The sequence below is a fragment of the Longimicrobium sp. genome, assembly GCA_036389795.1.
In the GTDB taxonomy this organism is placed as follows: Bacteria; Gemmatimonadota; Gemmatimonadetes; order Longimicrobiales; family Longimicrobiaceae; genus Longimicrobium.
This window is the reverse complement of record DASVWD010000153.1, coordinates 1-21,357: the sequence shown is the minus strand read 5'-3', so window position 1 is coordinate 21,357 and position 21,357 is coordinate 1. Positions and strand designations below refer to the sequence as shown.

Annotated in this window: 19 protein-coding genes; 3 read left to right on the top strand and 16 right to left on the bottom strand. The window is 73.8% G+C overall.

The window, feature by feature from the left end; genetic code table 11:
* Window positions 1-619 precede the first annotated feature (619 nt).
* From VF746_20845 to panB, 7 genes are all read right to left on the bottom strand, one after another.
* Window positions 620-1,795 carry a heparan-alpha-glucosaminide N-acetyltransferase domain-containing protein gene (locus VF746_20845; GenBank protein ID HEX8694888.1) on the bottom strand — a complete coding sequence of 392 codons (1,176 nt, stop codon included), beginning with the start codon at window positions 1,793-1,795 and terminating at the stop codon, window positions 620-622.
* A 432-nt stretch (window positions 1,796-2,227) separates the two neighbouring features.
* Window positions 2,228-2,713 (bottom strand): LytR C-terminal domain-containing protein, encoded by a 486-nt coding sequence (locus tag VF746_20840; GenBank protein ID HEX8694887.1) that lies wholly within the window; start codon window positions 2,711-2,713, stop codon window positions 2,228-2,230.
* A complete protein-coding gene (locus VF746_20835; GenBank protein ID HEX8694886.1) occupies window positions 2,697-3,287 on the bottom strand; it encodes an HD domain-containing protein in 591 nt (196 codons plus the stop codon). Before VF746_20835 ends, VF746_20840 begins: the two co-directional genes overlap by 17 nt.
* The gene (locus tag VF746_20830) at window positions 3,265-4,095 is read right to left on the bottom strand and encodes a hypothetical protein (protein HEX8694885.1); all 831 of its coding nucleotides are present in this window, start codon (window positions 4,093-4,095) and stop codon (window positions 3,265-3,267) included. Before VF746_20830 ends, VF746_20835 begins: the two co-directional genes overlap by 23 nt.
* Before the next feature lie 3 nt (window positions 4,096-4,098).
* Window positions 4,099-4,473, bottom strand: a complete 375-nt coding sequence (gene panD, locus VF746_20825; GenBank protein ID HEX8694884.1) for an aspartate 1-decarboxylase — start codon at window positions 4,471-4,473, stop codon at window positions 4,099-4,101.
* A gap of 33 nt (window positions 4,474-4,506) precedes the next feature.
* Window positions 4,507-5,406 carry a pantoate--beta-alanine ligase gene (panC, locus tag VF746_20820; protein HEX8694883.1) on the bottom strand — a complete coding sequence of 300 codons (900 nt, stop codon included), beginning with the start codon at window positions 5,404-5,406 and terminating at the stop codon, window positions 4,507-4,509.
* The gene (gene panB, locus VF746_20815) at window positions 5,403-6,188 is read right to left on the bottom strand and encodes a 3-methyl-2-oxobutanoate hydroxymethyltransferase (protein ID HEX8694882.1); all 786 of its coding nucleotides are present in this window, start codon (window positions 6,186-6,188) and stop codon (window positions 5,403-5,405) included. Before panB ends, panC begins: the two co-directional genes overlap by 4 nt.
* A 141-nt stretch (window positions 6,189-6,329) precedes the next feature.
* On the opposite strand from panB, the gene VF746_20810 reads away from it, so the two are divergent.
* From VF746_20810 to VF746_20800, 3 genes are all read left to right on the top strand, one after another.
* Window positions 6,330-8,012: an NFACT RNA binding domain-containing protein gene (locus tag VF746_20810; protein ID HEX8694881.1), complete on the top strand. Its 1,683-nt coding sequence runs from the start codon at window positions 6,330-6,332 to the stop codon at window positions 8,010-8,012.
* A 67-nt stretch (window positions 8,013-8,079) separates the two neighbouring features.
* Entirely contained in the window at window positions 8,080-8,370 is a 291-nt protein-coding gene (locus VF746_20805; GenBank protein HEX8694880.1) for a hypothetical protein, read from the top strand.
* The gene (locus VF746_20800; GenBank protein HEX8694879.1) at window positions 8,363-9,109 is read left to right on the top strand and encodes a nucleotidyl transferase AbiEii/AbiGii toxin family protein; all 747 of its coding nucleotides are present in this window, start codon (window positions 8,363-8,365) and stop codon (window positions 9,107-9,109) included. Before VF746_20805 ends, VF746_20800 begins: the two co-directional genes overlap by 8 nt.
* Before the next feature lie 47 nt (window positions 9,110-9,156).
* Here VF746_20800 and VF746_20795 read toward each other — a convergent pair whose 3' ends face one another.
* The 9 genes from VF746_20795 to trpB form a co-directional block, all read right to left on the bottom strand.
* The gene (locus tag VF746_20795) at window positions 9,157-11,769 is read right to left on the bottom strand and encodes an ABC transporter permease (GenBank protein HEX8694878.1); all 2,613 of its coding nucleotides are present in this window, start codon (window positions 11,767-11,769) and stop codon (window positions 9,157-9,159) included.
* Window positions 11,766-12,113 carry a helix-turn-helix transcriptional regulator gene (locus tag VF746_20790; GenBank protein HEX8694877.1) on the bottom strand — a complete coding sequence of 116 codons (348 nt, stop codon included), beginning with the start codon at window positions 12,111-12,113 and terminating at the stop codon, window positions 11,766-11,768. The genes VF746_20795 and VF746_20790 overlap by 4 nt, the downstream gene beginning before the upstream one ends.
* Window positions 12,114-12,507: 394 nt before the next feature.
* On the bottom strand, window positions 12,508-12,933 hold the full coding sequence (locus VF746_20785; protein ID HEX8694876.1) for an HIT family protein: 426 nt from the start codon (window positions 12,931-12,933) through the stop codon (window positions 12,508-12,510).
* Window positions 12,933-13,424 (bottom strand): CAP domain-containing protein, encoded by a 492-nt coding sequence (locus VF746_20780; protein ID HEX8694875.1) that lies wholly within the window; start codon window positions 13,422-13,424, stop codon window positions 12,933-12,935. Before VF746_20780 ends, VF746_20785 begins: the two co-directional genes overlap by 1 nt.
* A 10-nt stretch (window positions 13,425-13,434) precedes the next feature.
* Entirely contained in the window at window positions 13,435-15,555 is a 2,121-nt protein-coding gene (locus tag VF746_20775) for a methyl-accepting chemotaxis protein (protein ID HEX8694874.1), read from the bottom strand.
* Between the two features lie 44 nt (window positions 15,556-15,599).
* On the bottom strand, window positions 15,600-16,421 hold the full coding sequence (gene trpA, locus VF746_20770; protein HEX8694873.1) for a tryptophan synthase subunit alpha: 822 nt from the start codon (window positions 16,419-16,421) through the stop codon (window positions 15,600-15,602).
* Window positions 16,399-17,883: an HD-GYP domain-containing protein gene (locus tag VF746_20765; protein ID HEX8694872.1), complete on the bottom strand. Its 1,485-nt coding sequence runs from the start codon at window positions 17,881-17,883 to the stop codon at window positions 16,399-16,401. Before VF746_20765 ends, trpA begins: the two co-directional genes overlap by 23 nt.
* Window positions 17,880-19,571, bottom strand: a complete 1,692-nt coding sequence (locus tag VF746_20760; protein HEX8694871.1) for a HEAT repeat domain-containing protein — start codon at window positions 19,569-19,571, stop codon at window positions 17,880-17,882. Before VF746_20760 ends, VF746_20765 begins: the two co-directional genes overlap by 4 nt.
* A 392-nt stretch (window positions 19,572-19,963) precedes the next feature.
* Entirely contained in the window at window positions 19,964-21,172 is a 1,209-nt protein-coding gene (trpB, locus tag VF746_20755) for a tryptophan synthase subunit beta (protein HEX8694870.1), read from the bottom strand.
* Window positions 21,173-21,357 lie beyond the last annotated feature (185 nt).

Genomic DNA, 21,357 nt, shown 5'->3' with positions numbered 1-21,357 from the left:
GCGAGGTAGAAGACTTACTCACGCAGAGCAGCAGAGTCAGCAGAGGAACACCTCGTTCTCCGCTGACTCTGCTGCTTTGCGGGCAGTGGATGTCATCCTGAGCTCGACTTTGTCCATTCTGAACACGTTCAACGTGAACTTGAACAGTGTTCAACTTTTCGGGCTGTGTCGCAAGCGCTTATGGAAATTGTACTTACAATCATTCGCAGGAGCTGCTGACACACAGCGCGTTAGCTGCCACTAAGACCGGGCGGAATTCTGTTGCACTCCGGTTTCTCGAAGGAGTACGACAGTATTCGAATCTCCGTCGCAGGTGCCGCTAGGAGCGATCTCGTGGCCTTCCTCCCACCTGATTCCGGTGCGAGGAAAAAAGGCCAAAGTCGAGCTGAGGGAGCCGCTGCGCCGAACCTGCCTCGGCAACGATGCTTGGCGGCGACCGAAGGATCTACTCACCCCGGAGCGAGGCCGGCTTCTGCGCGCTGCATCTGGCCACCAGACACGCGGAGTAGATCCTTCGGTCGCGTCCCACCATCTGCGCGGGAGCGAGTTGCGCGCGGACGCTCCCTCAGGATGACTTCTCGTGTGGCGTGGAATGCGCAGCCGGTTTCGGAAGGTGGTGTCACACCTTGATGAACAGCCTGCGGCGGTAGAAGACCTCCATCACGCCGATCCAGAAGAGCACGAAGCAAAGGGCGAAGGCGAGCGACGCGGCGTGCGGCGGAAGCCACGAGGCGAAGGCGCCGTCGAAGATCCACCCCTTGAGCGTCTTCCCGCCGGGCACCTTGATGAGCGTCAGCAGGCGCGCCATGACGCCGGAGAGGAAGAACGCGGCGATGGCGTTCACGCCGAAGACCACGAACGGCCGCGTCCAGCGCTTCCACCCGCGCACGTCCACCAGCCAGTAGGTCATCGCCAGGACGTGCAGCGCCACGCCCCCGGTGAAGAGCACGTACGAGCTGGTCCACAGGTTCTTGTTGATCGGGAACGCGGCATTCCAGACAAGTCCGGCGACGAGCAGCACGTTGGCGGCGGCGAACAGCCCCACCGCGCGCTCGGCCGGGGTGCGCCCGCCGCGGAGCCACCGCCCCGCGAAGACGCCCAGCAGCACGGTGGCCACGGCGGGCAGCGTGCTCAGCAGCCCCTCCGGGTCCCACGTCTTCGCCTGCGCCCACAGGTGGTCGGTCCCCAGCACCATGCGGTCGACGTACGCGGCCAGGCTGCCGTCCTTCGAGAGGTCGCCCGCGCCGAAGCCGGGGACGGGCACCAGCGTCATCGCCGCCCAGTAGCCCAGCAGCAGCGCGGCCGCGACGCCGACCTGCGCGCGCAGCGAGGTGAAGAGGACGACCGTCGCGGCGAGGAGGAAGGCGAGCCCGATGCGCTGCAGCACGCCCATGACGCGCAGGTGCCCGGGGTCGAGGTTGTAGTAAGGGAACGCGGCGAGGAGCAGGCCGAGCAGGAAGAGGACGGCCGAGCGCCTCGCCGCGCGCGCCCAGACGCGGCCCGGCGAGGCGCCCTTCGCGAGCTGCGCGTCGAACGAGAAGGTCATCGCCACGCCGACGATGAACAGGAAGAACGGGAAGATGAGGTCGGTGGGCGTCCAGCCGTGCCAGGGGGCGTGCTCCAGCGGGTCGTAGACGGCGCTCCACGTCCCCGGGTTGTTCACCAGCAGCATCGCGGCGACGGTGAGGCCGCGGAACACGTCCAGCGACAGCAGCCGCCCCGGCGCGGCCGCCGGCGGCTGCGCGACCTCGACGGCGGGGGCGGCGGGGCGTGGCGCGGCGAGGGTGTCGGTCATGGGGGCACCGCGGTTTGGGGTGGGGGATGGTGAAGTGTGCACGGCGCCCGGCTCCGGGGCAACCCCGGAGGCCCTCACCCGCCGCCTTAGAGCGGCAACCCTCTCCCAACTTCGGGAGGGTGGACTTTGCGACTTCGGTGCGTGGGGGCTGGCTGTACCCCGTCCCTCGCCGTTCGCGTGAGGGATGCGCGCCCGGAGGGCCGGGACGCCGCCGCGACACGGGGTATCGTCGCGGCGGAGGCCCGGCGCGGTTGGGCACGGTCGTATCGTGCCCTACCGCGCGCGCAGCCCGGCCCGGAGCGCAGCGGAGGGACACGCCCAAAACCCAAGTGCGTTAGTGCGTTAGTGCGTTAGTGCGTTAGTGCGTTAGTGCGTTAGTGCCGTAACTGTTCCGGTCCCAACGCACTCACGCCCACTCACGCACTCCTTTTCTTACCGCGGCTCGGCGAGAGTCGAATCGGGGGCGGGCTGCCGCCAGTCGCGGCCCAGGACGACGGTGGCGTCGAGGTAGAGGTTGGAGTCGGGGCGGGCCAGCACGCGGCGGATGGCCAGCGCGTCGGCCACCTGGCGGGCGGCGTCCATGCGGCCCACGCGGTCCAGCACCTGCGAGGTGTCGGGACCGAAGCCGCGCGCGTTGCCGAAGGAGACCACGTCGAAGCCGCGGTCGCGCAGGATGCGCGTGGCCTCGCGCGCCAGCCCGGGGCGGCCGGAGGCGTTCAGCACCTCCACGCGCACCCGGCCCACCGGCGCCGGAGCGGAGACGCTGGGGGCGGCGCCGCGGCCCGCGCCCGCGCGGCGGCCGAAGAACGCCCACGCGGCCGAGCCGACCAGCGCGGCCACCGCCAGCAGCGTCAGGAAGAGGCCGACGGTCTTGAGCCGGCCCCCGCCGCCCGCGCGCCTGCTACGCGAGCGCGTCATGGAACGCCCGGGTCTCGGGGTGCAGGGTGGCGCCGGACGCGGACACGTGGGCCACGCGCGAGCGCACCACCTCGCGCAGCACGGCGTCCATCTCCTCCGGCATGCGGCGCCGGAGCGACTCGGTCCACTCGGGGGCGAAGGTGCGGCCCGGCTCCAGGAAGTCGGCCAGGTAGAGCGCCCGCCCCAGGAGGCCCCAGCGGGGCGAGCCCAGGGTGTGCCAGCGCACCGCCTCGCGCAGCTCCAGGTCGGCGTGGCCGGCCAGGCGCTCGGCGGCCGCGGGGCCGTGCAGGAGCTTGCCCTTCAGCTCGCGGAGCTCCTCCGGCACCAGGGGGCGCAGCTCGTCGGGGTCGGCGTCGCGCAGGGAGTCGTGGAGCCACGCGGCGGCGGCCCAGCGGGCGACGTCGTCCGGGCAGAGGCCGAGCGAGCCGGCCCACTGGCGCATCAGGGCGGCGACGCGGCCCATGTGCTCGCGCCGCCGGGGGCCCGCCCGCGCCCAGTCGGGGAGGCGCCCTTCCGCGGCGTCGCGGACCAGGGGGGAGAGCCCGGCGGCCTCAGTCGAACCCGCGGCGGACATGCGGCTCCAGGATGGCGCGGTTGCGGATGGAGGTGTGCGAGACGTAGTTGAAGCCCTTCAGCTCGACGCCGCTCCCGACCCAGCTGTCCACGATGCGGCAGCCGGGGCCGATCACCGTCTCGTCGCCGATGGTGGTCTGCCCCTCGAGCACCACGTTCGGGTAGACGACGGTGTCGCGCCCGATGCGCACGTCCACGTCCACCAGCACGGTGTCGGGGAGGAGGAAGGTGGCCCCGGCGTCCATCAGCGCGCGCACCAGCCGGTCGCGCACGCGCGCGGTGGCGCGGGCCAGCTCGGCGCGGCTCTCCACCACGAAGCCGTCGGGATCGACCTGTCGGGCGCCGGGCGGGACGGCGGCGCGGAACGCCTCCAGCCCGCGCGCCGCGTCGGCCGGCGCCGCGGCGACCCAGGCGGCGAGCGGCCTCCCCCGCGGGTCTTCGAGGAAGAGCGGGGGAGGCGCCTCGACCAGCCGCTGGAGCGCGGGCCCCAGCGCCGGCGCCGCCGCGTCCACGGCGAGCACCGGCCCGCCGCCGGCCAGGCGCGGCCCCAGCGCCGCCCGGGCGTCGTCACCCTCCGCCGCGACGCACTCCACCTCGACGTCCAGGCCGGGGAAGCGCTCGGGCTCCAGCTCGGGCGCGCCGACCACCAGGACGCGGCCCGGCGCCGGCCGGAGCGACGCCAGGGCGTGCAGGGTGTGCCAGGCGAGCGGGCGCCCGGCCAGCGGGTGCAGGTACTTGGAGAGCCGCGAGCCCAGCCCGCCGGCGCCGGGCGCCGCCGGGGCGAACGCGACGGCCGTCCAGCCCCCCATCCCTCAGGCGCCGACCGCCCGCAGGCCGTCCCGCGCGATCCGGTTGTGCTCGTCGACGAAGATGAAGACGGGGCGGTAGCGCTCCATCTCCTCCTCGGCGTACTGGCCGTAGCTGATCACGATCACCCGGTCGCCCGGGTGGGCGAGCCGGGCGGCGGCGCCGTTCAGGCAGATCTCGCCGTTGCCGCGCACCCCCGGGATCACGTAGGTCTCGAAGCGCGCGCCGTTGTTCACGTTCACCACGTGCACCTGCTCGAACTCCAGCAGGTCGGCGGCCTCCATCAGCTCGGGGTCGATGGTGATGGACCCCACGTAGTTCAGATCCGCGCCGGTCACGGTGGCCCGGTGGATCTTCGACTTGCACATGGTGCGGTACATGAGTCGATCCTCTGGGCTCTCACACAGGTTCGTTCAGGGCAGGACCGCGTTGTCGATCAGCCGCGTCCCGCCGACCCTGGCCGCCACGGCGCACACGGCGCCGGGCACGGCCCGTACCACCGCCTCGAGCGTGCGGGGGTCCACCACCTCCGCGTACTCGGGCTCCACGCCCGGAACCGACATCCCGCTCCAGAGCGCGGCGGCGAGCGCCGCCGCGTCGGTCTCTCCCGCGGCGAAGAGGTCCCGCGCGCGCCGGAGCGAGCGCGAGAGCACCAGGGCGCGCTCCCGCTCGGGGGGCGAAAGGTACACGTTGCGCGAGCTCATCGCGAGGCCGTCCGCCTCGCGCACGATCGGCGCCACGTCGACCTCGAGCCCCATGTCGAGGTCGTCCACCATGCGGCGGATGAGGGCGGCCTGCTGCCAGTCCTTCTGCCCGAACACCGCCACGTCGGGCCGGAAGATCCCGAACAGCTTGGCCACCACGGTGAGCACGCCGCGGAAGTGCCCGGGCCGCGACGCGCCGCAGAGCCGCCCCGCGATCGCCTCGTCGGGGACGACGGTGACGCGCGGCTCGCCGCCCGAGTACATCTCGGCCGCGGAGGGGGTGAAGACCAGGTCCACGCCGCGCCGGGCGGCCAGCGCCAGGTCGCGCTCCAGGTCGCGCGGGTAGCGGGCCAGGTCTTCGCTGGGCCCGAACTGCAGCGGGTTGACGAAGATGGACATCGCCACCCGGTCCGCCCGCTCCCGCGCGCGGTCCACCAGCGACAGGTGCCCGGCGTGCAGGTACCCCATGGTGGGCACCAGCGCGACGGTGCCGCCCGCGGCCTTCACCCGGCCGACGGCGTCGCGCACCTCGGCCTTCGTGGAGACGACCCGCATCTCCCGCCCCGCGGACGCGGGCGACGCCGCGCCTGCAAACGTCGCGACGCTCATGCGAAGGTGTGCTCCGCGCCCGGGTACTCGCCGTCCTTGACGGCGCGCACGTACGCACCGACCCCCGCCGCGGCCGCCTCGCCCACCTCGGCGAAGCGGCGCAGGAACTTCGGGCGGAAGTCGACGTTCAGCCCCAGCATGTCGTGCAGCACCAGCACCTGCCCGTCGCACCCCGCCCCCGCGCCGATGCCGATGGTGGGGATCGACAGCATCGCCGTGAGCTCTTCGGCGAGGGCGCCGGGGACGAGCTCCAGCACCACGGAGAAGGCGCCGGCCTCCTCCAGGCGCCGGCACTCCTCGACCAGCCGGGCGCGCGCGGCCTCCTCGCGGCCCTGGACCTTCACGCCCAGGACGTTCACCGACTGCGGGGTGTAGCCGACGTGCCCCATGACGGGGATGCCGACCTGCACCAGGGTGCGGACGGTCTCGGCGATGTCGGGGGAGCCGCCCTCGAGCTTGACGGCGGCGGCGCCGGTCTCCTGCAGGACGCGGCCCGCGTTGCGGACGGCCTCCTCGCGCGAGACCTGGTAGGTGAGGAAGGGGAGGTCGACGACGAGCAGGGCGCGCTCCACCCCGCGGCGGACGGCCCGCGCGTGGTGGATCATGTCGCCCAGGGTGACGGGCAGCGTGGTGTCGAGGCCGAGCACCACCTGCCCGAGGGAGTCTCCGACCAGCACGACGTCTACCCCCGCGCCGTCAACGAGCTTGGCGAAGAGGTAGTCGTATGCGGTCAGCGCGGCGATCTTCTCTCCACGCCGCTTCATCTCCCGGAGGTCGGACACACCGACCCTCCGGACGCCATTCCCGCGCTCTGTGGACATTTTCCCGTTTCTCCGGGCCCGGCCTTCCAGGCGCCGCCGGGCCGCACACAATGTCCGTGTCAGCGGGTTGACGTGCCGGTAACGTAACCAGACTTTGCAGGCGTGTCAAACGCCGTCCGCTACGACCCGCCCCTCGTCCGCGCGCTGGCCGCCGAGCTGCACGCGCGCCTGGCCGGCCGCCTCGCGCACCCCTCGCCCGTCTTCGACCGCGACCTCTCCGCGACGCTCTTCCTGGACCGGGGGGAGTGCCTGCGGTTCGACCTGCACCCGGCGCGGGGGTGGATCCGGGTGCTGAGTGCGAAAGTGCGAGAGTGCGAGAGTGCGAAAGTGCCTCCCGGGGAGATGACGGCGCGGATCGTCCGGGTGGGCGCGCCGCCCGACGAGCGGATGCTGCGCGTCGACCTGCACGAGGGGGGGCGCTTCCGCGGGGGGACGCGCTCGCTGGTCGTCGAGCTGCACACCAACCAGTGGAACGCGCTGCTGGTGGACGGCGACGACCGGCGCATCGTTTCCGTCCTGCGCGCGCGCGAGGCGGGCGGGCGCGTGCTGCGCACCGGCGAGGTCTACCGCCCGCCGGAGCCGCAGCGGCGCTTCGGCGCGCAGGGGCACGCGCGCGAGGTGGCGCGCGACGAGTGGATGGCGCGCCTGGGACCGCTCCCCCCGGCCGAGCGGCGCGGCGAGCTGCTGCGGGGCTTCGCGGGGACGAGCCCCGTCAACGCCGCCGCCCTGCTGGGGGACGCGGCGGCGTCGGACGACCGCGAGGCGCTGGAGCGGGCGTTCGCGCGCTGGTGGGCGCTGGCGTCGGGGACGGACGCGGAGCCGGTGCTGCTGGAAGCGAAGGGCGGGCCGCAGCCGTATCCCGCGCCGCTGGAGGGGATTCCGTCCCGCTGCTTCCCTTCCCTGCTGGCGGCGATGGATGCGGTCGCGGAAGCCGGGGAGGAGGACGCGGCGGCGCGGGACCGCACGGGGCTGCTGGAGCGGGCGCGCAGGCGGCTGGAGGGGGCGCGGCGCCGGGTGGAGCGGCTGCACGCGGAGCGCGCCGGCGTGGGCGAGGCGGAGCGGCTGCGCGCGCGCGGCGACCTGCTCCTGGCGCACCTGCACCTGGTGCCGGCGGGCGCGGCCGTCGTCACGCTCCCCGGCTTCGACGGCGGCGAGGTGGAGGTGCCGCTCGACCCGGCGCTGCGCCCGCACGAGAACGCGGAGCGCTGGTATGAGGAGGCGCGCCGCCGCGCCCGCGCCGAGGAGCGCCTGCCGGGGCTGATCGAGCGCGCGGAGGCCGAGGCGGCGCGCTGGGACGGGGCGGTGCGCGCGCTGGAGGCGGGCGAGGCGCCGCAGTGGGTGGAGGCGGCGCTCGGGCGGGCGGAGGCGCGCGAGCCGCGGGCGCAGGCGGCGCCGGAAGCGCGGAAGCCGTTCCGCGTCTACCGCACCTCGGGCGGGCTGGAGGTGCGCGTGGGGCGCACCTCGAAGGACAACGACCGGCTCACCTTCGGCCACGCGGCGCCCGGCGACGTGTGGCTGCACGCGCGCTCCGTGCCGGGCTCGCACGTGGTGCTGCGCTGGGCGGGCGAGGGCGCGCCGCCCGCGCGCGACCTGGAGGAGGCGGCGGTGCTGGCGGCGCTGCACAGCAAGGCGCGCTCGTCGGGCACCGTGGCCGTGGACTGGACGCGCCGCAGGTACGTTCGCAAGCCCCGCGGCGCCCCGCCCGGCCGCGTCACCCTCCTCCAGGCGAAGACGGTCTTCGTCGAGCCGGACCCCGCCATCGAGGAGCGGCTGCGGGAGACTTGAGCCGGCGCGGCTTTCGCACACAGATTCAGGCTGCGCACGACCGGACCTTCAGCGCGGACGAACGCAGATGGCGAGCACGGCTGAGCGAAAGGACACGCACGACCCGCCGCGGTACGGCGACTACCCGGAGCTGTTCTGGGACATGAAGCCGGAGGAGCCGATCCTGGCCGATCACCCCATGATCGTCGCCCGTCTCCTGCGGGAAGGAAGTCTGAAGGCCATCTTCGACCTCGTCCCGTTCGACGTGCTGGAACGTCAACTTCCCGAACTGGTCATTCCCGAGCACACGCGCCTGTTCTGGAGCCGTGTTCTGGAGTTCCGGCGCGCGGAAAAGTCCCGGCGAGCCGCCCGTGCTTAGGCACGATCCTGAAGTTATCGGTGAGTTGCACGTTCAGGTGTTGCGAGCGGTTGCGCGCGCCAATGATGCGACGGAGGTGCCGGATCTTCGGCTGGACGGCGGTACGGCGCTCGCGGCCTTCTATCTGAGCCATCGCCAGTCGGAGGATCTGGACGTCTTCGGAGGACTGACGCTGAACGCGCGAGCGCTCGGTGAGCGGGTGCGAGACGAGCTCGCGCGTGAGGGGGTGGACTTTGAGGTTGCCGGGCCACAGACGGCGGGTTTCGCTCGTTTCATCGCCCGCGAGCGTGACGGCGGCGAAGCGACTGGAGTGCGGGTGGACTTCGCTGCTACCTCACCATTCCTGCTCGAATCGATTGAGCCTACCGAGGAGGGGATTGGAATCGCGTCTTTCCGTGACGTCTGCGCGGGGAAGCTGCACGCGCTCTGCGACCGGTTCGAGGCACGCGATTACGTGGATCTGCACGCGATCCTGCACCGCCCCGCCGGTAATGAGCCAGTCGACGAAACCCTCCTGCGTACCCGGTTCCGCACTCTGCTCGACGACCTGATCCTGATCGATCCCGGAATCGACGCCCGGTACGTCGGCCAGGGATTCGCTCGTGCGATGGACAAGCCCCTCCTTTCACTCTTCCCGCTTCGTCTGCTCAAACCACTCACGGACGCCGAGATCCAGGCAACACTGCGTCTGTGCTTCGACGAGTGCGCTCGGATCGTCAGCAAACTTTCTCCAGAATGACGCCGCCGCCCGGTCCCCGGCCGCGAGCCGGGCGCCTGACGCGCGCGTCAGGTCCCGCCGCGCAGCGCCTCGGTCGGGCTGACGGCGGTCGCGCGGCGGGCCGGCAGCAGCGACGCCAGCGCGGCCACGGCGCCGAGCAGCGCGCCGACCGCGAGCAGCGTCGCGACGTCCACCGCCGGCACGCCGACCAGCAGCGAGCGGATGCCGCGCGCCAGCGCCACCGACCCGGCGGCGCCGAGCGCGACCCCGGCCAGCGCGAGCCGCGCCCCGTCGCGCATCACGAGCGCGAGGACGGCCCCCTTCTCCGCGCCGAGCGCCATCCGCACGCCGATCTCGAAGGTGCGCTCGGAGACGGCGTAGCTGATCACCCCGTAGATCCCGATCCCCGCCAGCACCATCGCGAGCGCCGCGAACCCCGCGATCAGCCCCGTGGTGAAGCGCCGGTCCGCCGTCGCCGTGCCGACGACGGCCTCGAGCGTGCGCACGCTCGAGACGGGCACCATCGGGTCCAGCGCCCGCACCGCGGCGCGCACCGGGTTCGCCACGCGCGCCGGGTCGCCGCTCGTGCGCACCACCAGCGACATGGTCCGCGGCACGAAGTAGCTGCTCGTGGCCGCCTGGGCGTGCGGGAAGTACATCGTGGGCTCCGGCTCGTCGGTGAACCCGCGCGCGCGGATGTCGCTCACCACGCCCACCACGGCGACCCACGCCGAGTCGAGGCCCCCCAGCCGGAAGCGCCGCCCCAGCGGGTCCTCGCCCGGCCAGTAGCGGCGCGCGAACGACCGGCTGACCACGGCCACCGGCGGCGCCCCCGCGCGGTCGTGCTCCGTGAAGTCGCGCCCCGCCGCGACGGGCATCCCCATGGCGGCGAAGTACCCCGGGGTGACCTCCTGCGGCACGGCCACGGGCCCCTGCGCCGGGGGGAACGTCTTCCCCTCCACGCGGATGTCCCACAGCCCGCCGGCGTCCACCACCGGGAGCCAGCGCGCCGCGCCCGCCGCCCGCACGCCCGGGACCGCGCGCACGCGCTCGAGCACCTGGGAGTAGAAGAGCTGCGTCCGCGCGTCGTCGTACCGGCTGGCGTCCAGCGACACCTTCGCGGTGAGCGCGCCGCCCGGGGTGAACCCCACGTCGGAGTCGTGCAGGTGCACCAGGCTGCGCACCAGCATCCCCGCCCCGCTCAGGAGGACCATCGCGAGCGCCACCTCCGCCACCACCAGGACCTGCCGCGCGCGGCCGGAGCGCGCCTGCTGCGCGCTCCCCTTCCCCGCCGCCCGGAGCGAGTCGGCGGGCTCCTCGCCCGCGGCCCTGAGCGCCGGCACCACCCCGAACAGCAGCGCCGCCAGGAGCGATACGGCGAGGGCGAACGCGACGACGATCCAGTCGACGCGGACCTCGTCGAGCCGCGGGAGCGACGCCGGCGCGAGCGCCACCAGCACGCGGCTGCCGCCCCAGGCGAGCGCCAGCCCGGCGGCCCCGCCGGCGAGCGCGAACACGCCGCACTCCGTGAGGAGCTGCGTCGCCAGCCGCCGCCGCGACGCGCCGAGCGCCAGCCGCACGGCCAGCTCGCGCCGCCGCCCCTCGCCGCGCGCGAGCAGCAGGTTGGCCACGTTGGCGCAGACGATGAGGAGCACGAACCCCACCGCCCCCATGAGCGCGACCAGGTACGGCCGCGCCGGCCCCACCAGCTGGTCGCGCACGGCCACGATCTTCGGGGCGAGCGGCGTGGCCGGGTCGAAGTTGTCCGGGTGCTCGCGCATGATCCGCCGCGCGATCCCCGCCGCCTCGGCCCGCGCCCGGGCGACGCTGGCGCCGGGGCGGATGCGCCCCACCAGCGACAGGTAGTGGTTCGCCCAGCCGTCGAGGCTGTCGGCCGTGAGCTGCCCGAACGGCGTGCACGCGCGCTGGGAGCAGATCGGGAGCCAGAGCTGCGTCTCGCGCGACGGGTAGTCGAAGCGCTCCGGCATGACGCCGACGACTGTGCGCGGGAGCCCGTTGAGGGTGAGCGTCTGCCCGACGATGCCCGCGCGGCCGCCGAAGCGCCGCTGCCAGAGCTCGTGGCTCAGGACGACCACGGCCGCGGGGCGCACGGCGTCCTCGCCGGGCGCGAAGGTCCGGCCGAGCGCGGGCGCCACTCCCAGCGTGGCGAAGAAGTCGGGCGTCACCTGCGCCGTCGCGATGCGCTCGGGATCTTCCGCCGTGGCCAGGGTGCCCTCGCCCGTGGTGAACGCCGCGAGCGACGCGAACGAGCGCAGGTAGCTCCGGTACTCGGCGTACTGCGGCTCGGAGACGAGCCACTGCGGCGGCTCGTGGCCGAACGACACCAGCCGGTCCGCCCGCGGGTACGGCAGGGGGCGGAGGAGGACGGCGTTGATCACGCTGAAGATCGCGGCGTTGGCGCCGACGCCGAGCGCGATGGTGAGGATGACGACGGCCGCGAATGCGGGGCGGCGCGCGATGCCGCGCAGGGCGTAGCGGACGTCGGGGCCGATCGAGTGCATCTGCTCCGCCAGGGCCGAGGTGACGTGGTCGGCGACGATGCGGGCCCAGCGGGGGCGCCGCTCGCGGACGCGCTGCTCGTGGAAGGCGCGGATCTCCCGCCCGAAGCGGGCGCGGAACTCCTCCGGGTAGAGCCGGAGGAGGAGGTCGATGAGCTTCATGGGCCCGCCGGCGCCAGGATGCCGCGCGCCTCCGCCAGCCGCACCAGCTCGCGCAGCCGCTGCATCTCGGCCGCGAGGACGCGCCTGCCCATGGGGGTGAGGCGGTAGTAGATGCGCCGCTCGTCGGTCTCCCCGGGCGGCGCGGGGGCTTCGGCCACCAGGCCGTCGTCCGCGAGGCTCCTGATGTGCCGGTACAGGTGCCCGGCCTCGATCTCGATCTGCCCGCCGGTCTGTTCGAGGATGTCCTGGCGGATGCCGTAGCCGTGCCTGTCGCCGCCGGACAGGACGGTGAGGATCATCAGCTCGGCGGGCTTGAGGGGCAGGAACGCTCGCGCGTCGCGCACGGTGACCTTTCGTCTATAGTCAAAAATACTATAGTCGTTTGACAATCATCCGCGCAAGGGGAATCGTGGCGCGGGACGCGGGCCGGCGGATCGGCACCGTCAGCGGGGGGATTACTTCTGGATCCGATTTTACTGCGGAAGGGCCTCACACGGAGTTAACGGAGTCAACGGAGAAACCCCTTTGCCGTTCCTCCGTTAACTCCGTTGACTCCGTGTGATATCGGCCGCGTCTCCTCGGTGCTGGCCGCGAAGGAGACGTGCGTGATGAGCCGCACCAGGTATGAGACATTCAGTTGCGGATCTCGATCCCGAACGATCCTCTGCACAATGGCATGACGTCAGGCCCCGGGGCGACCCCGCACCATGGGCTCGTTCTCTGCGACCAGCACCGGGCTCAATTCAGTTTCCGGCGGATGGCTTCGGCCGCGACGTCGAGGGCGGCGCGGGCGGGGAACTCGCGGTCGCGCGGGCCGAAGCGCAGGACGAACGCGTCGCCGCGCCAGCGCGGGATGACGTGCAGGTGGGAATGGAAGACCTCCTGCCCGGCCGCCTCGCCGTCGGCCAGGAACAGGTTGACGCCCTCGCAGCGCAGGCCGCTCGCGGGGAGCGCGGCCGCCACGCGCCGGGCGATCCGCATCATCTCCCCCGCGGTCTCCGGCGGCACGTCCGTTAGGGAGACGGCGTGCTCGACCGGGATCACCAGCACGTGGCCGGGATTGACGGGCTGGATGTCCATGAGCGCCACGCACCGCTCGCCGCGGTGGACCCAGCTCACGGGCAGCTCGCCCGCGAGGATGCGGCAGAAGACGCAGTCGGACATCAGCGCACGAAGAGCTGCGTGTAGTAGAAGGCGCCGTCCGGGCCGCGCGCCACGCCGACGCCGGTGAGCGCGTAGTCGCCCTCGAGGTTGCGGCGGTGCTTGCGGCTGCCCACCAGGCCCTTGACCGCCATCACCGGCGACGCGCCGCGCTCGAAGACGTTCATGGCCACGTTCTCGGAGATCCGCTCCGCCGGCCGCAGGGCGCGCACGGCGCGCGCCCGCCCCATGAAGCCGCGGTGGCCGAACGGCGCCTTCCCCCGCGCCATCTGCAGGCTGTGCCGCCGCGCGATCTCCGCCAGCACGGGGTCGTACACCAGCGGCGGGAGGCGGCGCGCGGCGCGGTGCCGGTTCACCAGCTCGAACATCCGGTGCTCGAGGTCCGCGTAGCGGTCGCGCCGCACGAACGGCACGCACCCCCCGAGCGCGCAGACCGCCAGCGCGAGCAGCAGGCGCGCGGGCGGTCGCAGGCGGTTGGGGCGCGGCGGAGTCATCGCCGGCCGCTCACGTCATCGCGTGGAGGCGGGCGATGTAGGAGTTGAGGCGGCCCGAGACCTCGCCCAGGGCGGCCGCCGCGCGCTCGATCTCCTCCAGCGTCTCGGCCTGGGCGCGCGCGGCCTCGGCCACCAGCCCCGCCTCCTCGCCGTTCTGCTCGGCGATCAGCGAGACGGCGGCGATCTCGTCGCGCACGGCGGCCAGGCGCGCCTCCTGCTCGCCCGCGCGCTCGGCCATGCGCCCGGTGAGCTCGGCCGACTCGGCCGCCGCGGCCACGATGCGGTCCACCGACTCCAGCGCCGTGCGCGAGAGGTCGCCCACGCCCGCCACGCGGCTGGCCCCCTGCTCCATCCGCCCCACCACGGCCGACATCTGCGCCCGCACCGCGTCCACCATCTCCCGCGCCTCGAGCGCCGCCCGCGCGCTGCTGTCGGCCAGCTTGCGCACCTCGTCGGCCACCACCGCGAAGCCGCGGCCGTGCTCGCCCGCGCGCGCCGCCTCGATCGCCGCGTTCAGCGCCAGCAGGTTGGTCTGGTCGGCGATCTCGTGGATGCTGGCCACCACCTCGGAGATGCGGTCCGACGACGCGGCCGCCTCGGCCAGGTCGCGCGCCTCCTCGTCCACGAAGTCGCGCAGCGCCACCAGCCGCTCGATCGCCTCGCGCATCGCCGCGCGGTTCTCGGCCGCCAGGCGCCCCGCGTCGCGGCTGGAGCCGGCCGAGCGCGCCGCGTCGGCCGCGGTCTCGGCGGCCGACGCGGCCAGGGCGGCGGTGGCCTCCAGCCCGCGCGCGGTGCGGCGCCCCTGGTCCTCGATCCGCTCGCCGATCTGCGCCGAGTGCGCCGCCACCCCCTGGCCGCTCGCCCGCAGCTCGGAGAGGCGCGCGCCCAGCTCGCGCAGCTCCTCCTCCATCTCCCGCGCGCTCACCGTCATCGGCCGCACCAGCGCGTCCAGCTGCAGCGCCAGCGCCACCTGCCGGGCGAAGCGCTCGATCAGCCGCACCTCGTTCGGCCCGTACGTCCGGGGCCGGTGGTGGGCGATCTCCAGCACCCCCAGCGGGAGCCGGCCGTAGCGCAGGGGCTGCAGCACCAGCGAGCGCACCCCCTCGCCCACGCCGCCCACGCGCGGGTCGCGCCGGGCGTCCGGCACCAGCGTGGCCTCCTCGGCCCCGGCCGCCCGGGCGCGCAGCCCGTCCACGCCGGGGAGCGCGCCGGGGCCCGAGGGCGGGTAGATGGAGACCAGGCGCTCGGGCGGGCCGGCGTAGATGTGCAGCCAGCTCCACTCCACCAGCCGCGCAGCCAGCTGCTCGATCTGGCGGAGCGACTCGCCCAGCGGCATCCCGGCGGCGATCACCGCCTCCATCGCCACCACCTTGCGCAGCTCCTCCGAGGCGATCGCCTCCATCACCAGCGCCCGCGCCAGGAGCCCCGCCGCCACCACGAACGCCGCGATGAACGGCCACCCGGGCCCGCCGCCGTAGAAGTGGAACGCCGCCGCCAGCGCCAGCGCCCCCACGATCCCCAGCGCGGCCGAGACCACCTCGTAGCGGAAGATGATCATCCACTCCGCCGGGGTCAGCTTGCCGCGGTACGCCAGCGAGAAGTAGAAGAGCCCGCGCGAGAAGACGAACCAGGCCAGGAAGAAGGCCACCAGCGCGGGGATCCCCTCGGCCGAGAGCGCCGGCGCCGGGCCGCCCCACCCGGCCGCCTCGGGGAGCGCGGTGAGGTGCGCCACCAGCGCGTAGACCCCCGCCGCCCCGGTGGCCGCGAGCGCCTCGCGCCCCGCGTTCACCCCGGCGGGGAAGGCGTCCTTGCGCCGCGCCAGGTCGCCCAGCAGCGTGCCGAGCCCGGCCGCGAGCACGGCCGCGGTGGGCTCGCCGAGGAGCGTGAGCACCCCGACGGGGACCACCGTCATGGTGACGTACGAGAACTTGGAGAGCTGGACGGCCCCGTAGCGCAGCGCCGCCACGGCGAGGATGCCGACGGCCGCGGCCAGGTGCCCGGCCGCCGACGGCGGGGCCCAGAGCCAGGCGGCGCCCAGCACCAGCAGGCCGCCGTAGAGGAGCGCCCGCGCGTAGACGCGCAGCACCGCCACCAGCACCCGCGAAGCGGAAGGGGAGATCGAAGTCGACACGACGGCCGGCGGGGAAGGACGATCCAGCAAGAGGAAGAACGATGTCAGTCGGCCGCGGCGCGGGCGGTGGCGCGGCGCAGGCTCCGGACGAAGGCGCGGGCGCCCTCCAGCCCCTCCCGCGCCAGGCGGTCCACCAGCGCGCTCCCCACCACCACCCCGTCGGCCAGGCGCGCCACCTCGGCCGCCTGCTCCGGGGTGGAGACGCCGAAGCCCACGGCCACGGGGACGCCGGTCGCCGCGCGCACCGCGGCCACCTCGCGCGCGAGCCCCGCCGCCAGCTCCTCGCGCGCGCCGGTGACCCCCGTGCGCGAGACGTAGTAGAGGAAGCCGCGCGCCGCCCGGGCGATCTCGCGCACCCGCTCGGGCTTCGTGGTGGGCGCGACCAGCCGGATCAGGTCGAGCGGCGACTCGCCGAAGCGGCGCTCCAGCTCCGGGTCGGCGCCCACGGGGAGGTCGGTGAGCAGCACCCCGTCGGCCCCGGCGCGCGCGGCGTCGTCCAGGAAGCGGTCCACCCCGTGGCGCAGCACGGGGTTCAGGTAGGTGAAGAGCACCACCGGGGTGTCGTGCTCCCGCCGGAAGTCCGCCAGCACGTCGAGCGCCCAGCGCAGGTCGACGCCCTGCGCGATCGCCTCGAACGACGAGCGCTGGATGGTGGGCCCGTCCGCCAGCGGGTCGCTGAAGGGCACGCCCAGCTCGATCACGTCCGCGCCCTCCTCGGCCAGCATGGAGAGGACGGCGGGGAAGACCTCGGGAGACGGGTGTCCGGCGGTGACGTACGGGACCAGGGCGGCGCGCCCCTCGGCGGCGGCCGCCGCGAAGGCCCGCGCCAGGGCGGCGGCGCGCTCAGACGAAGTAGTCGCCGACATTGATCCCGTAGCGCTCCGGGTCGGTGGTCTTGATGATGGCGTGGCGCGGCTTCCCCGTCGCCGGGTCGATCTCGGCGAGCTCGACGGTGCGCGGCGGCGAGAGCGGGATCCCCATCGAGTCGTAGATCACCTTCACCGTGGGCTGGTGCAGCTGCTCGGGGTTGGGGTTGGGCGCCACGACCACCGCCAGCTCGAACGAGTCCAGGATCACCACGCTCCCCACGGGATAGATCCCCGTCATGCTGATGAACGCCTTCACCACCAGCGGGTCGAAGCCGCGCTGCGGGTTGTCGCGCATCTCGCGCAGCACCCGGTCGGGCGTCCAGGGCTGCGCCTGGTAGCTGCGCTTGGTGGTGGCCGCGTCGAAGCCGTCGGCCACCGCCACGATCCGCCCGAAGAGGGTGGTCTCGCGCGGGCGCACCGAGCGCGGGTACCCCGTCTGGTCCACCTTCATGTGGTGCTCGTAGGCGATCAGCATCGCCCTCAAAGGGAGCTCGGCCAGGCCGCGCATCTCGAAGAGCGAGAGCAGCCCCTCGGCGGGGTGCTCCTGCAGCACCGCGAACTCCTCCGGGGTGAGCGGGCCCGTCTTGTTGATCAGCTCCCAGGGCATGCGCACCTTGCCGACGTCGTGCAGCAGCGCCCCCAGCCCCAGCTCGTACAGCTGGTGCTTGTCGAAGCCCAGCTTCTTCCCCAGCGCCACCGAGAAGATGCACACGTTCACCGAGTGGGTGAAGGTGTACTCGTCGTAGTCGCGCAGCGTGGTGAGCCCCACGATCGAGGTCTCGTTGGTGAGCACCTGGTCCACGATCGACTGCACGGCGCGCTTCACCGGCCGCAGGCTCACCCCCTTGCCCATCCTCAGGCCCGTCATCGCCTCGCGCGCCACCGCCACCGTCTGCGCGTAGGTGCGCCGGGCCAGCTGGCGGGCGTCGTCGTCCCTGCTGTCGAGCTCGCTGTCGCGGTCGGCGCCCACCGACAGGTGCAGCACGGCCGTCCTCCCCAGCCGGTCGAAGAAGCCGCCGAAGGGGTCCTCGGGGTCGGGCTCGGCGTTCACCAGCGAGAGGAGCGCCGTCCACTCCACCGTCTCCACCCCGCGGAACACCTCCACCTGGCCGATGCGGTGGCGCGAGAGGGCGCGCCCCACCGAGCCGAAGGTGGCGTAGCTCGCCAGGTCGATGCGCAGCCGCACGTCGTTGACGAAGAAGAAGTCGCCCACGAAGCGCACCACGATCTCCTCCTCGGTCTCCAGCAGCGCCCGCGCCGCCTGGTCCAGCTCGGCCAGGGCGTTGCCCACCGCCTGGTTCTCCAGCGGGTAGAGCTGCAGCGCCCGGAGCGCCGCGGCCAGCGCGAAGAGGAGCTCGCGCCCCTTGCGCTGCAGCCCCCGGTCGTCGCCGGAGGAAAGCGGCACCGCGCCCGGGCGCGGTGCCTCGGCCGCCTGGGGGAGGGTGGCGTCGACGCTCATTGGCGCACCGCCTTGAGCGCGCGCCCCACGGCGCTCCTCACCACGGGGTCGGGGTCCGCCGCGGCGGCGTTCAAGGCCTTCTCCGCCGCGGGGTGGGGGATCCTGCCCAGCCCCAGCGCCGCGCACGCCCGCATCTCGGCACTTTCGCGCCGGCCGAGCCAGCTCTTGCCGTTCAGCGTGCGCTCCAGGAGCGGCACCCCCTCGGCCCCGGCGAGCGCGCCGTACGCCTCGAAGAAGGCGATCCGCTCGGAGAGCTCCGCCTCGCGCAGCCGCTTGGAGTCGAGCGCCGCCTCCAGCTTCGCCTTCGCGGGCGCGTAGCGCAGCGCGGCGAGCGCCCGCGCCGCGCCCACGCGCACCTCGCGCTCGGCGTCGTCCAGCGCCGCCTCCAGCGCCCCGGCCGCGTTGGGCGAGCGCAGCTCCGCCAGCGCCTCCACCGCGGTGAGCCGGAGCGCCGGCTCGGGGCGCTGCAGCAGCCGCGCGATGTCCGCCGCCGCGCCCGCGACGCGCAGCCGCCCCAGGATGCGCGCGGCACCGCCGGCCACCGCCGGGTCGGCGTCGCGCGCCAGGGCGGCGGCGTGCTCGCGGGCGGCGTCGGCCAGGCGCTCGGCGGCGGCCAGCACGGTGCGGCGCACGGCCGGCGAGGCGCTGGTCTCCCCCGCCTTCAGCAGCGGCGCCAGCGCGTCGGGGGGGAAGTACGTCAGTAGCGCCCCCAGCGACTGCTCGGAGATGAGCGGGCCCGCCTGCTCCACCGTGCGCACCAGCTCCTCCACCGTCTCGGGGCGGGCCAGCTGCTCGAAGAGCGTGCGTAAGCTGCGCATCACCGGCGCCGGCATGCGGCGGCCGCCGGTGGCGATCTGCACCAGCTCGCCCAGCACGCGCGCCGCCAGGTCCAGCTTCCCCGCGCCCAGGAGCGTCGGCAGCACGTCGGAGAGGATCCCCACCGCCTGCTCCTGCCTGAGCGGCGCGCCGTCCTCCAGCCGGTCGAAGAGCGCGTCCAGCACCCCCGTCCACAGGTCGCGCCGCATCTCGCGCTGCAGCTCGTCCTCCAGCCGCCTGAGCTCCGCCGCGTCCAGGAAGTAGAGCGCCCCCTGGAAGTCGTCGGGCGACACCGTGGCGACGGCGGCCGCCTCCACCTCCTCGCGCACCTGGATCGGGCCCGGCGCCTCCTCCGACTTCGCCGGGAGCACGGCGCCCTCGGCCAGCGGCTCCACGTAGCGGTAGCGGAAGTGGCTCCAGTCGTGGTCCCAGAACAGCGTCAGCAGGTCTTCCTGCTCCTCGCCGCGCGCCCTGTGCACCCGCACCAGCAGGTCGATCAGGACCCCCAGCTCCTCGTCCTCGAAGCCGCGGTAGAGCGAGATCTCGCGCACGCCGTCGCGGTAGAGGAGGAAGGCCAGGCTGTCGCGGTCCTCGCCGTGGTAGACGGGGAGCCCCTCCCAGAGCAGCTCGCGCTCCTCGACGGCGAGGGTGACGGAGGGCTTCTTCCGCCAGAGCGCGCGCATGCCCTGCGTGAGCTGCTCCAGGAAGCGGTCGAGGGCGGGGCTGCTCCCCTCGTAGAGGAGGTGCGTGCGCAGCGCCTTGGCCAGCCCGCGCGCGACCTCCTGCACCTCCACGCGCAGCTCCTCGCCCGCGGCGGGCGCGCCGGGGGCGGAGGGTGGGTCCAGCAGCGGATGGAGTGTGGAGTCGGTCATGTGGCGGAGGGACGGTACCGGCGGAGGGACGCCAAGGATGTTAACGCCTAAGCGCCGCCCCGACAATGCTTTTCTGTGCCGCGGCGGCCGCCGGGCGTCCAAAACTCACCCTCTGCTACGGCAAGGCGTCTCAGTGCCATTCGCAGCGGGGCGAAAAGGGTCTACACTTTCGATCCCCGACGCTGTCATCCTGAAGGAGCCGCCGCGCAGAACCTCTTCGAACGCGGATGCCTGGCGGCGACTGAAGGATCTGCGGGTCGGGTCCGAGCGTGAGCCCGGCAGACGCGCGAGTCCCCGCCCGCAGATCCTTCGGGCGCACAAGCTCTTGCGCAGACGCGGCTTCGGTGCGTGCGCCCTCAGGATGACAGCGTTGTGGTCGTGCGGGCCCCCTCTCAGACCCCCATCGCGGCCACCTGGGCCACGTCCTTGTCGCCGCGGCCGCTCAGGCAGACCACGACGGGGCCGGCGTCCTTCCAGCGCGCCCCCTCGCGCAGCAGGAAGGCGATGGCGTGCGCCGACTCGAGCGCGGGGATGATCCCCTCCAGCCGCGCCAACCGGGCGAAGGCGTCCAGCGCCTCCGCGTCGGTGACCGAGGTGTAGCGGGCGCGGCCGCTGTCCTTCAGGAACGAGTGCTCCGGCCCCACGCCCGGGTAGTCGAGCCCCGCCGAGACCGAGTGCGCCGGCGCCACCTGCCCGTGCTCGTCCTGGAGGAGGTAGCTGAGGCAGCCGTGCAGCACCCCGGGCCGCCCGTGCGTGAGCGTGGCCGCGTGGTGCCCCGTCTCCACCCCCTCCCCCGCCGCCTCCACGCCGACCAGCTCGACGCCGCGGTCCTCGACGAAGGGGTGGAACATCCCGATCGCGTTCGACCCGCCGCCCACGCAGGCGACCACCGCGGCGGGAAGGCGCCCCTCGACGGCCAGGACCTGCTCGCGCGCCTCGCGGCCGATCACCGACTGGAAGTCGCGCACCATGCGCGGGTAGGGGTCGGGGCCGACGACGGAGCCGATGATGTAGTGCGTGTCGGCCACGTTGGTCACCCAGTCGCGGATCGCCTCGTTGGTGGCGTCCTTGAGGGTGCGCGTGCCGCTGGAGACCGGGCGCACCTCCGCGCCCAGCAGGTTCATGCGGTAGACGTTGAGCGCCTGGCGCCGCACGTCCTCCTCGCCCATGTAGACGATGCAGTCCAGCCCGAAGAGCGCGCACGCCGTGGCCGTGGCCACCCCGTGCTGCCCGGCGCCCGTCTCGGCGATGATGCGGCGCTTGCCCATCTTGCGCGCCAGCAGCACCTGGCCGAGCGAGTTGTTGATCTTGTGCGCGCCGGTGTGGTTCAGGTCCTCGCGCTTGAGGTACACCGTGATCCCGCCGCACGCCTCGCCCAGCCGCGCGGCGCGGTAGAGCGGCGTGGGGCGCCCCACGAAGTCGCGCCAGAGGGCGTCCAGCTCCTCCCAGAACGCCGGATCGGCCGAGGCCTCCGCGTACAGCTCCGTCAGCTCGTCCAGAGCCGCGATCAGCGTCTCGGGGACGAAGCGCCCCCCGTACTCGCCGAAGCGCCCCGTGCGCACCTCCGGCGCCGCGTCCACCGTCCCCGCGAAAGACGTCACAACGACTACCTCGTCGATTGAAATGCTCGAACAGCAACTACGGATTCGGGCGTGTCCCTCCGCTGCGCTCCGGGCCGGGCTGCGCGCGCGGTAGGGCACGATACGACCGTGCCCAACCGCGCCGGGCCACCGCCGCGACGATACCCCGTGTCGCGGCGGCGTCCCGGCCCTCCGGGCGCGCATCC